We start from the raw sequence: 12,308 nt of genomic DNA, 5'->3' as shown, positions 1-12,308 counted from the left end.
TATTGACACCTTCGAAAAACTGCGTATAATACGCCTTCATCAACTGACGATAGTTAATTGATAATTAGCGGGAATAGCTCAGTGGTAGAGCATAACCTTGCCAAGGTTGGGGTCGAGAGTTCGAATCTCTTTTCCCGCTCCAAATACTTAAAAAGCCTCACTTAACAGTGAGGCTTTTTTTTGTGCGTAAGTTATTGTTTATAATATAGTTTTCTTAAATTACCTGCTATATGGTAGCCAGTTTGGTAGCCATTTTCATAGTTACCTATGCTTACTGGTGGCCATAGGGCGGTGTGATTGTTTAGCTCTTTATTAGTAATGACCGCTGCCATATGCATATTTTTGCGCGCGCGTAATTAAAAGTTTAGCTATTGCTTTCTGCTTTAACTTTTCTTAACTTCTTAACCTGTCCGCTTTAACCAATTATAGACGCTAAGTTATACGCTATAAGGGTTCGGCTAGGTTTGCGGCTTTAACCTATTTTTAAAACGGCTTTTATTTTGCGCGTGGCAATAGGTGGGGTGTCCGTTGGTTCGAGCGTAAATATACCAAACAATACCCCCCTCTAACGTGTCCGAAAACTAACACACTCTATCAGGATTGCGAGCGTCTACAGTTTGAATAACTATCTTAACGGGCATTACCTCGCTGTCCTTATCACTATTACCTTTATCTAGCCCCAGTAGCTTTGCTTTGCTCATCGTAGCAGCAACCATAGCAGACGCTTGGCCATTATCCTTAGCGGTCAATCTCGCATCGTCTAGCTCTGTCATCAGGTCATCAATACTCATTTTTTGCATGGCTTATCCTTTGAGGTAGCAACTGGTCATCGTTTGCCAATTCATTCATCAGCTCGCTAATGGTCTGCACCGCATCGGCATTAACATCTCTAATCTGTGGCTTATCTAATCCTAGTAATTTAGCTTGGCTAATGGTTGCCATGATTAAGGCGTTTGGGTTTCTATCCTCAATCGCTATCTGTTTGGCTGTCTGCAAGTCTGCTATCAGGTCATTTAAATCAGGTATTTTCATTGCTTAGCCTCAACTGGTGCAACCTAGTTTATCGAGTGTTTGCTGCCATATCTTAGCCGTCACTCGCTCATGCTCATTCACTAGCCTTTCATACGTGCTGTGGTGCATTCCTTTAGGTCGTTCACCTATGCCATGAGCAACACCACTTTGCCACCCTAAACGCTGCCTGATTGCGTCTGCACGACTGAATAGACGGTCAATAGGTTGCTGTAGCTGACTACTATAATTTGCCCCTATGCAATGTCTGCAGACGTAAGCACCAGCGCAATATAATACTGATACTCGCTTGCTGCAGTTCGGGCATAGCCACCAGTAGCGGTAATTGCCATAATTGCATGCTGTCTTTGTTAGGCTAATGGAATAGCTGTAGGATTGATTGCGGTATTTATAGTTAAGGTCAATCTTGTTTGCTTTGCCTGCTTGCCTCAACTGGTCACGATAGTTAGTTATACTCAGTCTGGGGTAATTATTTAGGCTGTGAGTTGTGGCAAGTGCTGGCATGAATAAACTCACCTGTTATCTAAATCATTAGTCAATTTGTTATATTATAACACTTCAATAAATATTATTGATTTATAAAATGCTCTGAATACCACTTATTGAGATATATTACGAGATGTCCATAATAAAATTTTGTTTGTATAGTTATGACTTCGATTGTTAATTATTAAGGAATGAATTTATGAAAAAATTGATGGTAGTAATTTTTACACTAACATTTGCTTCTGCTGCGATTGCTCACAGTGGTGGAACTAACGCATCAGGTTGTCATAAAAACACTAAAACAGGTGATTACCACTGCCATTAAACAGCATTGGGTAAGATAGAGGCTTAATTAAATTTTAATTTTTGAATTGAGGTTTAGTTTTGTCATTAGCTTACCTAACTTAGATATAGGGAAAACGGGGAAAGTAGGAAAGTAAGTTATCAAAGTCTTGGTATATATGGCTTATAGTGTTTTCCCCTTATAAAGTTAAAAAGGCAAATAAGGAAAGTTAGCAGCTGGTTAGCCGTTCACTTTCCCCACTTGCCTAGTGAGTTGATAATTAGGAAAGCTGGCTAGTGCATGCATGGTAAGCGTTCTAGCTGTCGTTTTCCTATTTTCCTAGCTTTCCCTTATCTAGCCTCTAATAACTCAGGTCTTACCTGTATGGTTCTAGCTCTGCCATTGGTTATGATCTTGATATAGCCCTCGCTTTCTAATACCTCAGCTATCAACTCAAAGTTATGCTTTTGCCGTAAGTGCTTAGGGGTCACCTTGCTTTGAGCCGTTGAATAAGCCAGACATTTAACAGACTGTCTATTGCAGTAATTCACTAGCCAGCTGATTAGCTTTTGAGTGTCATTATCACCAGCTTGGGGCTTGTCAGTATATCGCATACGCTCGCTTATAGAATAGTCAGTCAATTTTGATGCTCTATGTATGTCATCAGCTGATATAAAGCGTCTGCCATTAAAGTAAGCGAGTATTGAGGCGATACGGCTGGTGTTCTCATGCAAGCGTCTGGCATAGCTGGCATATTTTTCTAACTTACCGCCTTTGCATAACTGGCTTTCTTTATCGGTTTGATAGTTGGCTAGTGCTTGCCTTGCCTGCCTATCCTTAAATGGCATATTAAAGCGGATAATATTACCCTCGTTATCTCTCTCTACACTATCAGCAATGGGGTCTAGCAGTGTTCGGCACCGCTGCCAGTAGGCTTGCAGTCTTGGGTCATTGTCTGGCTTAGCGTCTAGCCTTTCATCAGTGTTATAAACGATTTGACCGTTCATATTGTCAGGAAAGGCAAACAGAAAACGAGGTAGTAAACCTTGACCGTTCATAGCCTCATCATTTAACGCTGGGGCAATGACTGGTGGCTGTCCTTGCAAGTCTAAAGTAAACCTAACCCCATTCATGCTGTTTTGCTCTATGGTGTCATAGCGAGGCGATAATAGCCTATCAAACGAGCCGTCACTCCATATATCACATAGCTGGCTAATGTTACTTTTGGCGGTGTCACTGGTTAAGCTATGACCGCTTAGGAATAATGCTGCCTCAGCCGTTGACCATGCTATATCGGTGGTATTACCGATCAGCATATTATCTAAAAAGCCTTGAATAGTGCCAGACTTAACCAAAAGTATGGTTTGCTTAGGCTTGGGGTTTTCTAGTAACCATAGCTCTAAATCTTTCTTAGGCTTGCTGGCTTTTTGTGCAAGCCATTCATCTAGCAAGGTTCTATATTCTTTGCGCTTGTCGTTTTGATAATTGAATAGCTCTTTATGAGTAAAGCCTACCGTTCTACTTTTACCGCTGCCACTGTCGCCCTCAGTGAGTAAAAATAGCGATACTGGCATAAATTTATCACCTAACGCATAAGGGGCGTTTATGTATTGCTGAATAATAGTACCTAAAGCCCCTAGCATGCATTGCCCTGCCATTGCTGGCGTGACTTGTGCATGATAGGTGATAGCCGTTAAAGCATCTCTTAGTATTTCCCCCTCTTTGCCCCATGCCTCTACTGGGTAGGGGGTTGCTTTACTGGATTGGTCTGCAATATCGCCTAGCTGCCCCCATGCCTCAGCTATTAAGTCTATGATGATCGTGTCAGGCTCGCTCAAAACATCATTAAGCGTCTGGTGATTATCAAACGATAGCAGCAAGTCAAAAGTAGTAATAATAGCTTTGACGTTTACCCCTAGCAGTGGCTTTGTGATCTCATCTTTTTTATCAATGGTAGCAGTAACGATAACTTGCTTAACCTCTGCAAAATGCTTAACCATATTATTAAAGTGAAAGGGGTTAATACTCACTAAGATAGTCACGTTTAACCCTTGGCTGCCTAGCTGCCTGTATAGCTCTATACCCTCAGCAAGGCTCTTTACTGCATACCAGTCACTATCTAGGCTTAAATTGCCAATGATAAAAGCACATGGCCGGCTTGGGTCTGTTACTTCTATGGGTTTATCACTGTTAGGGGTGTAAATACCTATGTTTGCTGGCTGGTGCATATTGTCACTTAGTATCATAGCCACCTTGCCAGCGGTGTTAATAAATTCACCTGCTACACTAAAAGTATCATCAAACTGTCTTATTCTATCGCCTTGACCTAGTGCTATAAGACTGGTTAATACCTCATCATTTGCTATAATCTTATCTGTAGTTTGCTTTGTACTGCCTAGTAAAGTGTTAAGCCCCTTGTCATCAGCTTGGGGCTTTTCTTTGTCTGTATTACTCATCATTGCCCCCTTGCTGCTCTTTAATATCATCAATTATTTGTACAGTGCAAGCCAGCGGTGATAGCAATAAACCGATGACTATAACCCATGATATAAACTTCATAAATCTAAATAGTAAGCTAAGTTTGTGGGGCTGGCTGTCGCTGTGCTGCCCGTGGTTGGCTCTTAGGTTGGCTTTGTTATCTTTGCTCATCTCTTACCCCCTCAACGTTAAAAGCTATTTCTGCTATACGTGTGGATAGCCCTTTCAGTGAGTCCACTTGTCGGCTGCCTGTCGGTAACAAGCTGCCTAACATCTTGGTTTCTAATTCGGCTATTTGGGTCATGGTGTTAATGGTTGTCACATTGGCATGCAAGGTAATGATTAGCTGGTCGATAAAGTCATCAGGTATCATCAGCACGCCTTTATCTTTTAACCTGTCCATAACTTCATTTATAAAAGTGTCATCACTCATAGTCATTCACCTTTATTTCAGGTAGTAAGATAAGCCCGTCCACCTGCTCGCTTAATATGCTTGCTAGTTCACTATTAGCGAGTAAAGCAGACCTTACAGCCACTATCACGCCCTTGCTGGTATCATCATTGGTGCTGATCGCACTAAGTGCCATTGCTAGGCTCTCAGCATCGTTTGATAGGTCTTGTATGCGGTCATTAATGACAGACAGATAATAACTATCTACTGCCACTAGGCGCGGTTCTAATGTGTCGTTTGATTGGCTCATGACTGCACCCCATTAGCTAGATTATCGGTATCAATCCAATAGACGTTCCAATGCTTGCCGTCTTTATCTACTCGCTTGCGCTGTATGGTTAAGCCTGTATTTTCTAGCTGATTGATGCGAGTAGGTAGCGTGGCTATTCTATACAGTTCGATAGCTTGCCAGCGTGTGATTGATTGGCCAGTCAAAAGGTGATCTTTGATTATTTGGTTTTGGGTGCGTTTTTTCTTATCCATGATTAAGCCCCCTCATTAGTAGCGTTTAGATATTCCACAATGTCGCTACCTTTGAAGTAGTAAACGCCATTGATAGATAACGGCTTTGTGATCTTGTCCGTTTTAATCCAGCGTCTAATAGTTTCGGGGTGCTTATGGAATACATCGGCTATCTGCTTAACCTGATAAAGCTCTTTAGGGTTCGCTAATAGGTAAGCTAGGTTTAGCTTAGTGGTGGGTGCTGCGTGGGTAGTGTTAGGCATTGCCTTAACTCCTATTCAGTTGATGAAAGTTGTTAAGACATATGGTAGGGCGTGAAGTGTTATTAGTCGTTTCTATAGAAAAAACCAAAATTTCTATAGAAATATTTTAGGGCGTAACATTCTGTTTTAAATGACTTTTTGACAATGCAAATTTCTTTTTCAAAGTACTTTCCGATAAGCTTTTAGTGTTTGGGTGCTTATCGATAATTGCATCTATAAGGGTTTGCTGTGTGTAGTTTGGTTTGGTAAAGACCTTTATACAATCCATGACCGCTCCTAGTATCAACAAGGTATCGCCTTGTCCTTCGTCAATATCTGTACTCTTTTTGAGAATAGGTTCTTCTTGAAACTCAAATTTTTCCTTAATTAGTTCATTCTTAGATTCACTCAACTCTAAAATGTCTTGTTTTTTTATACTGTTCAATGCGCTTATTACGTCATGTATATAGAATCTCTCATAATCTCTTCTAATGAGTACCTCTTTGTCAGTGGTAATAGTTCTAAAGAAAGGTTCTTTACTTACAGTTATAGTAATACTATCGTCTTCATCGATAACGAAACTATACTTATAGGCATTTTGAAAGTTTATATCAAGATCACTAATAAAGTCCGTTTCTAACAGCTGTTCAATCTCAAAGTATGAATCGAAGAAGACTACATTGTCAGGGTCAAAAGTACTATAAAATCCATCTTTTTTAATATGGAATAGTACTGATTCAAAGATACAATCTGATTCATCTAAAGTAATTTCGATCTTACCTCTACCATCTAAAAACTTTGATTGTACTTTAGTGGAAAAATCATTAAGTATTAATAAATCAGCCAGTTCTTTGAATGTAATACCCTTCGAGTACGACACGTAGCAAAGGAAATCAGAAACACAAATATACAGTCTGTCATTACTTATCTTTTCAATATCCGCTTTATTCTCAATAGTCTCTTCTTTATTAGCTTTGAATATCCTATCAAGGTCAGACCTGCGATAGTATATATCGTAAAAGCCAACTGAATAATCAACATCTTTTAGCGTGAAAAAATAGTACTCTTCGTCTATCTCTGTAATAGGCTTATTGACAACATCTAAAGAGTTATTAATTTTTATGGTTTCGATACCTTGCTTTAGCAGCATATTTTTATCATTACGGCATAAGCGAATGTACCCGCTAAAAAGTATAGTGCTTTTTTCTGTGGAAATAACATCTTCCCATAAGTCACCGACCATTCTATAGGTTGTATGATGTCTTAATACATGGTCACTAAGATAATAGTAAATCCCTATGTCATGCTCTCTAACTATATCTTTAAGGTCTTCTTTCAATTTAATAGCATAGTATTTATCACTTAAATCATATTCGTAACCTATAGAGTTCAGATAATCGGCAACTTCATCAAAGCGTAAAAATATTTTAGGTAGTATCTTCCCCATAATCATGCCTTACTTGTCATTCATACCTTAATAAAAATAGGTGCAAGGCATGCCAGCCTAAGGCATGAAATGGCTGGCGTTCGGGTAATTAGTCCTAGCCTTGCATGGTCATTGTAGCAGCGTCTTAGCCCTGCTTTTGCGCTCGTTGTTTAAAGTCTGCATGAATAACATTGTCAAACTTACCTGCTTTAATATCGTCTAGGTAGTTCGCCCATGCTGTCATCATATTAGCTTTTTGATGTAGTAAATCCATACGGCTATAAGCAGTGCCATAAGCGTTAAGCATGCGGTGGCCTAGTGCCAGTTCGGTTATCAGTTCGTCATAACCTAGCCGCTCCATTAGCATAGTTTTTGCGCTACTTCTAAAACCGTGTGGGCTGTGAATATCTTTATAGCCTAGTCCGTTATTCATTAAGTCACTGTTTAATACTTTATTCACTTCTTGCGTATGGTGATAAGGCTCTTTTTTGCGTCTAGGGTTATGAAATACATACTCGCTATCACCTGTAAGCGGCTTCATCTGCTCTAATATAGCAATGGCTTGCGGTGCTAGTGGTATAACGATACTGGCCACCATATCCCCTCTATTGCCAGACTTTTGCGGTTTAAACTCCCATTGTTTTTTAAGCCAGTTAATATCACTCCATTTCATAGTACAAGCATCACCAATGCGAACAAACGTAAGCGATAATAGCTGTAATATTCTTTTATTATAAAGCTGGCTTGCATCGTCTAGCTGGTCAATATCTCTTAGCAGTTCGGCAAACTCTTTAGGGTCTGTTAATGATGGGCGGTGTTGTGTTTTGGGGCTTTTAAGCGTTCCTTGTAGGTCGCTTGCTGGGTTGTACTCAATAATCATATGAGCCTTAGCTATTTGTAAAATGCTTTTAAGTATGATCTTAGCCCTTAACCCTTTGTTGAGATGCGTTTTTTGTATATCTTGAATAAACCTTATAACGATACTTGGCGTTATATCTGTTACTTTCATATGCCCTAGTTTTTGTTTGATAGGCTTAATTAGTAGCTGATTGTTATATATTGTTTTTGCGCTCAGGTTCTTACTATCCTGTAATGCTTGCCACTCATTAATGAAATGATTAAGTATGTTTTGACGATCGGTTATTTCTTGCCGTTTCTGTGTTTCTTTGTTCTCTAAAGGGTCTATATCTTTGGCTAGTAGTTGCATATTGTCGCTGTGATATTGACGGGCATCAGCAAGGCTTAACGCTGGGTATTGTCCTAGCGTCATATAAGGGCGTTTGCCAGTAATTGGGTGGGTATAGCGATGTCTAAAGTCGGCTGTAGCGTCTGGGCTATCTTTATGCGGTCTAACTCTTAGCTCTAAGCCCTTATAGCCAGCAATAGGGTAAATAGTTGTCTTGCCAGCTTGAGTAGCTTCTCTTATGGCCTTTGGTATTTGTGAGTCTAGTTTTATCTCTTGCTTTGCCATTACCTTAACCCTTTTTGATAGCCATTCTGGTAGCCACTTTGGTAGCCATTTAGAATGCTTTATATTATAGAATAATGTTGTACGTTGTAGTACATGATATATCTATAAATGCTCAATATCAATAAAATAAAGGCTTTAAAGGATTATTTTGTTATTCCTTAAGTTATGAAGTTGTATGATGCAAATTGAAAAAAGCCTCTTAACAGTGAGGCTTTTTTTTGTTTAATTTTCGGGGGTTGTAGAGAAATTCTCGAGATATATTTTTGAATATAGTTAAGCTTATCTACTCAGTCAAAAAGCTCATTTTCGGTGCGGTGCCCATTTGGTGCCCAAACCGTGCCCTGCCCTAAAACTGCGTATACGTATCTGACCACAACCTAGCTATTTTTGGTTCAAAAACCATCATGACACCTAACCTAGTGAATTTGGCACTATGCTGATTTTTGAACCCAACCTCAATTCAGCAAAAAACGTGTTTTTAAATGCCTCATTTACTGGAAATGTATTTAAGATCCATACTATTCAAAGCTAATTGTCATTTAAAAAATGATGAATCCAACCTAACAATAGAAATTATTAAGCCTTGCAAGCATGCTTTAGCCTTAATAAGTCTTTAGCTAGTATTTTCCTATCGAAGGTTATCGGGATAGTCAATCTACTCCTCTTCTGAACAACTCCCTTCATTAACTTCTTCTGGAACATACTTCAAAATATCCCCTGGCGTTACTTCTAATACATTACATAGCTTACTCAAAGTATCGAACTCAATTCTAGTCGTCTCGTCATTATATATTCTATGCAGCGTCGATTTACTGATGTCCGTCATTCTCACTAAATCTGCTACACGTAACCTTCTTTCTGCTAAAAGAACAGGTAAGTTACATGAAATCACAATAAAATCCTTATTGGTAAGTAAAAAGTGCTTGCCAATGACTACTTTTCTGATAATATAGTACTCGTTGGCAACAACAAAGTATTTATTAAAAACTATTTAATACTGACTGGAGAACTATTATGTCACAGACTTATCTCACTACTCAAGAATTAGCTGAACGTATCAAATACGATGCTCGTACTATCCGTAACCAGCTTAAGGATACTGTCTTGATTGAAAATATTCACTACATTCGTCCTTTTGGCGGTCGGAAGATTTTATATGTATGGGAGCGTATCGAAGAGGATATGTGCAAACCTGTTATGAGTGCGATCAATGGTATGGCTTTACAGTAAGTTTTATTTAAACAAGGAGATTAACAATGGCATCAGTAAGAGCAAGGCGTGGCAAGCTATTCATAGATTTCACATATATGAATATTCGTTGCCGTGAGACAACAATCTTCCTTGATACTCCCGCAAACGTTAAAAAATTGACTTTAGTGGCAAAAGAGATAGATGCAAAAATAACCCTAGGCATCTTTGACTATGGCGCCTACTTTCCGAAGAGTACGCGTTTAAAAGAGATGACGGCACTGGCTGATAGAGCGGAAGCTTGTATCAGTCGTAATCCAACCTTTATGCAGTTTTCAGAGATTTGGTATGAGGAGAAGAAGATTGAATGGCGGCCGAGTTATCGGCAAAAGACGCAGATCATTTTGAACAAGTACTTGTTACCTGAGTTTGGTGGTAAAGCAGTACATGCCATAAAAAAACCAGACTTGCTGACCTTCCGTAGCTCCCTCGCCAAAGTTCGTTACGGTAAAGATGGTCAGTCAAGTCTGTCAGTAGCACGAATCAATCAGATCATGATACCTCTTCGTATGATACTAGAAGAAGCGTCTGATCGCCATGAGTTTGAGATGCCTTATAAAAATATTAAGAATCTTAAACAAGCTCGTCCTGATGTGAATCCTTTTACACTTTCTGAGGTATGGCTGATTTTAAAGCATGTACGCGCGGACTATAAGCCTTACTACACCATTCGCTTCTTTACAGGGATGCGTACCAGTGAGATCGATGGGCTTAAGTGGGACTGCATTAACTTTGATCGGCGTGAGATCAGTATCCGTGGTGCATTAGTAAACGGTGAGATGGGTCCAACGAAGACGTTAGGCTCACAGCGCGATATTGCGATGTCGCAGCTGGTATATGACGCACTTCAAGAGCAGAAGGCACGTACCTATGGTAAGTCAGAGTTTGTATTTTGCAACTCACAAGGCAATCCGATGGAATACCGCAATGTGAATAGACGGGTATGGAAGCCTACACTTGCCCTGCTCGGCCTGAAACATCGGCGTGCTTATCAGACTCGGCACACGGCAGCGACGCTTTGGCTCGCTGCTGGTGAGAATCCTGAGTGGATAGCCCGGCAGATGGGTCACAGTAGTACTGAGATGCTGTTTCGGGTGTATAGCCGCTATGTGCCTGATATCACCCGTCAGGATGGCTCAGCGATGGATAACTTGCTCTTAGCGAGTAAGGAGAAGTTAACAGGTGCATCGAATAGCTCTAATGCACAAACTGACAAGGAGACGTCACTATGACAATTATCAATTATGAAAAGCTGTTTGCTGAGTTTAAACCTGATGGCGCAATCAGTGCAGATGCGAATGAGATTGCTAATGCATTGATGCGTGAGTTGTATATTTCATCGGGTCATAACCTCGCACGCTTCTTAGGAGTAAAGCCCTGCTTTACTAACGATATGGCGATGCGTGTGTGGGTGCAGAAGCACTTGGATGCGAGTCTTGACTATGTGATTGACGATATGCGTTGTCAGCTTCAGAGCGAGCTTTACGAGCTATTACCGGAGTCTGGCTATGGCGGTTACTAAGGAGAATGTGATGAGTGTAAAGCTTCAGCCGAATATGACGCAGAACGCACGAGATCTAAAGATCTGTGAGGATTACTGGTCATATGATAACGAAAGTGATTATATCGCACATGTAGAAACCATCTGTGAGAAGTATAAGATAAGCCCTCAATTACTGTTCGCGACAATCGGTGAGTGTTTTGCTTATTTAGATGATGTGCGATGCGAGTACTGTGGTTATGTGTGCCCTTTACAGATACCAGCAGACATCCCTTATATGCGCGCAAAAGAGAGTTGGTGCTGTGAGGTATGTGAGCATGCTGTATGGCGGAAACATAATAATAGATAAGTCGTTGTTCAAAATTTTAAAGCCAGACAGCTTAGGTTGTTTTGCTTTTTCGTATGCAATATATCTTCTCTTAAATACAGCCTAAATTTAGTGTGCCACTACAAGACACAAGCACTGGGTCTAGATGAGCTACAGGCAACAATATCATTATTGCCTGTAGCTCATAGCCATTGATAGTATTAACTGTCCCCGGATATAGACGATACTTATCTTTTAGCTTTTTAAAATCAACATTGCCGTATTCAACTTTCATCTTATTTAGACAAGCTGCGGTTGGATTCTTTTCACAACCTTCAATCTCTTTAAAGTTATCTGAAGCCATTTTCGCTGCTAAGGTTCTAATCCTTCTCATTTCTGCATCAAGAGCAGGACCGTCTAATCTTCTCTCAGCGATAGCTATCTGCTGTAGTAAGCTGTTAACCTGTATGCCTTTTAAGCTGTTATCCTCAACCGCCACCTTAGCAGTCTCACCTGCATTCACCGCATCAGTTATATTGAGCCTTGCAATCCACAGCAGAATGCTTATGTTGAGCGCTATAACAGAACGATGCGCTATGATTGGTTGAACCAAGAGTTGTTTAAAGATTTAGACTAAGTCCGTCAGCAAACAGAGGACTAGTTATATCGCTACAATCACGAGCGCCCGAACATGGGCAATGGAGGTTTTACGCCAATGCAGAAATTAAACCATGCAGCTTAATTCTATTTGATAAGTGTCTTATGGTTAGGAGGGTTACGATTGGAGAAAATACCAGATTGTTCATTGACCCCTGCCGTCAAATCCGTACAGTTAAACTTGGGAGATTTTAATTACGCAGCTTGACGATAATAGTCAAACCACACCTGTCTTGGCGATCTATAGCCTAAACTCTTTTGAATCCT

At 40.2% G+C, this 12,308-nt stretch carries 16 protein-coding genes, 1 tRNA gene and 1 pseudogene; 6 read left to right on the top strand and 12 right to left on the bottom strand.

The window, feature by feature from the left end; translation table 11 throughout:
- Positions 1-67 precede the first annotated feature (67 nt).
- A tRNA-Gly gene (locus ACP7AA_RS03315) sits at positions 68-142 on the top strand.
- Between the two features lie 439 nt (positions 143-581).
- Here ACP7AA_RS03315 and ACP7AA_RS03310 read toward each other — a convergent pair.
- Both ACP7AA_RS03310 and ACP7AA_RS03305 read right to left on the bottom strand, forming a co-directional pair.
- Positions 582-800, bottom strand: coding sequence for a hypothetical protein (locus ACP7AA_RS03310; RefSeq protein WP_426222651.1), 219 nt, complete (start codon positions 798-800; stop codon positions 582-584).
- Positions 781-1,032 carry a hypothetical protein gene (locus tag ACP7AA_RS03305; RefSeq protein WP_426222650.1) on the bottom strand — a complete coding sequence of 84 codons (252 nt, stop codon included), beginning with the start codon at positions 1,030-1,032 and terminating at the stop codon, positions 781-783. Before ACP7AA_RS03305 ends, ACP7AA_RS03310 begins: the two co-directional genes overlap by 20 nt.
- 682 nt (positions 1,033-1,714) lie before the next feature.
- Between ACP7AA_RS03305 and ACP7AA_RS03300 the strand changes: the two genes are divergently transcribed.
- Positions 1,715-1,840, top strand: a complete 126-nt coding sequence (locus ACP7AA_RS03300) for a YHYH domain-containing protein (protein ID WP_426222649.1) — start codon at positions 1,715-1,717, stop codon at positions 1,838-1,840.
- A 308-nt stretch (positions 1,841-2,148) separates the two neighbouring features.
- Here the strand turns inward: ACP7AA_RS03300 and ACP7AA_RS03295 are convergent, their stop codons facing one another.
- From ACP7AA_RS03295 to ACP7AA_RS03255, 9 genes are all read right to left on the bottom strand, one after another.
- Entirely contained in the window at positions 2,149-4,254 is a 2,106-nt protein-coding gene (locus ACP7AA_RS03295) for a DUF3987 domain-containing protein (protein ID WP_426222648.1), read from the bottom strand.
- Complete coding sequence (locus ACP7AA_RS03290; RefSeq protein WP_201579099.1) at positions 4,247-4,447, bottom strand: hypothetical protein; 201 nt, start codon at positions 4,445-4,447, stop codon at positions 4,247-4,249. The genes ACP7AA_RS03295 and ACP7AA_RS03290 overlap by 8 nt, the downstream gene beginning before the upstream one ends.
- Complete coding sequence (locus tag ACP7AA_RS03285) at positions 4,434-4,709, bottom strand: hypothetical protein (protein WP_426222647.1); 276 nt, start codon at positions 4,707-4,709, stop codon at positions 4,434-4,436. Before ACP7AA_RS03285 ends, ACP7AA_RS03290 begins: the two co-directional genes overlap by 14 nt.
- Positions 4,702-4,977 (bottom strand): hypothetical protein, encoded by a 276-nt coding sequence (locus tag ACP7AA_RS03280; protein WP_426222646.1) that lies wholly within the window; start codon positions 4,975-4,977, stop codon positions 4,702-4,704. Before ACP7AA_RS03280 ends, ACP7AA_RS03285 begins: the two co-directional genes overlap by 8 nt.
- Complete coding sequence (locus ACP7AA_RS03275; RefSeq protein ID WP_426222645.1) at positions 4,974-5,210, bottom strand: helix-turn-helix domain-containing protein; 237 nt, start codon at positions 5,208-5,210, stop codon at positions 4,974-4,976. Before ACP7AA_RS03275 ends, ACP7AA_RS03280 begins: the two co-directional genes overlap by 4 nt.
- Before the next feature lie 2 nt (positions 5,211-5,212).
- Entirely contained in the window at positions 5,213-5,452 is a 240-nt protein-coding gene (locus tag ACP7AA_RS03270) for a helix-turn-helix domain-containing protein (RefSeq protein ID WP_426222644.1), read from the bottom strand.
- 106 nt (positions 5,453-5,558) lie between these two features.
- Positions 5,559-6,878 carry a hypothetical protein gene (locus ACP7AA_RS03265; RefSeq protein WP_426222643.1) on the bottom strand — a complete coding sequence of 440 codons (1,320 nt, stop codon included), beginning with the start codon at positions 6,876-6,878 and terminating at the stop codon, positions 5,559-5,561.
- 124 nt (positions 6,879-7,002) lie between these two features.
- On the bottom strand, positions 7,003-8,328 hold the full coding sequence (locus tag ACP7AA_RS03260; protein ID WP_426222642.1) for a tyrosine-type recombinase/integrase: 1,326 nt from the start codon (positions 8,326-8,328) through the stop codon (positions 7,003-7,005).
- A gap of 655 nt (positions 8,329-8,983) precedes the next feature.
- The gene (locus tag ACP7AA_RS03255; protein ID WP_426222967.1) at positions 8,984-9,154 is read right to left on the bottom strand and encodes a helix-turn-helix domain-containing protein; all 171 of its coding nucleotides are present in this window, start codon (positions 9,152-9,154) and stop codon (positions 8,984-8,986) included.
- Between the two features lie 188 nt (positions 9,155-9,342).
- Here ACP7AA_RS03255 and ACP7AA_RS03250 point away from each other — a divergent pair, with 188 nt between their 5' ends.
- Genes ACP7AA_RS03250 through ACP7AA_RS03240 form a run of 3 tightly spaced genes read left to right on the top strand, consistent with a single transcriptional unit; the run spans position 9,343 to position 11,098 of the window.
- Entirely contained in the window at positions 9,343-9,558 is a 216-nt protein-coding gene (locus ACP7AA_RS03250) for a hypothetical protein (protein ID WP_045456309.1), read from the top strand.
- A 26-nt stretch (positions 9,559-9,584) separates the two neighbouring features.
- Positions 9,585-10,808 carry an Arm DNA-binding domain-containing protein gene (locus tag ACP7AA_RS03245; protein ID WP_426222641.1) on the top strand — a complete coding sequence of 408 codons (1,224 nt, stop codon included), beginning with the start codon at positions 9,585-9,587 and terminating at the stop codon, positions 10,806-10,808.
- Complete coding sequence (locus tag ACP7AA_RS03240; protein WP_426222640.1) at positions 10,805-11,098, top strand: hypothetical protein; 294 nt, start codon at positions 10,805-10,807, stop codon at positions 11,096-11,098. Before ACP7AA_RS03245 ends, ACP7AA_RS03240 begins: the two co-directional genes overlap by 4 nt.
- Positions 11,099-11,496: 398 nt before the next feature.
- Here ACP7AA_RS03240 and ACP7AA_RS03235 read toward each other — a convergent pair whose 3' ends face one another.
- Complete coding sequence (locus ACP7AA_RS03235) at positions 11,497-11,997, bottom strand: hypothetical protein (protein ID WP_426222639.1); 501 nt, start codon at positions 11,995-11,997, stop codon at positions 11,497-11,499.
- On the opposite strand from ACP7AA_RS03235, the pseudogene ACP7AA_RS03230 reads away from it, so the two are divergent.
- Positions 11,911-12,126 (top strand): annotated as a pseudogene (locus ACP7AA_RS03230) (integrase core domain-containing protein); the annotation flags it as partial. The gene ACP7AA_RS03235 and the pseudogene ACP7AA_RS03230 sit on opposite strands and share 87 nt — an antisense overlap.
- Positions 12,127-12,308: the final 182 nt, after the last annotated feature.

It is taken from the genome of Psychrobacter sp. DWR1-2-3, assembly GCF_049896465.1.
Lineage (GTDB): Bacteria > Pseudomonadota > Gammaproteobacteria > Pseudomonadales > Moraxellaceae > Psychrobacter > Psychrobacter maritimus.
This window is presented reverse-complemented; position numbering and strand designations above follow the sequence as displayed.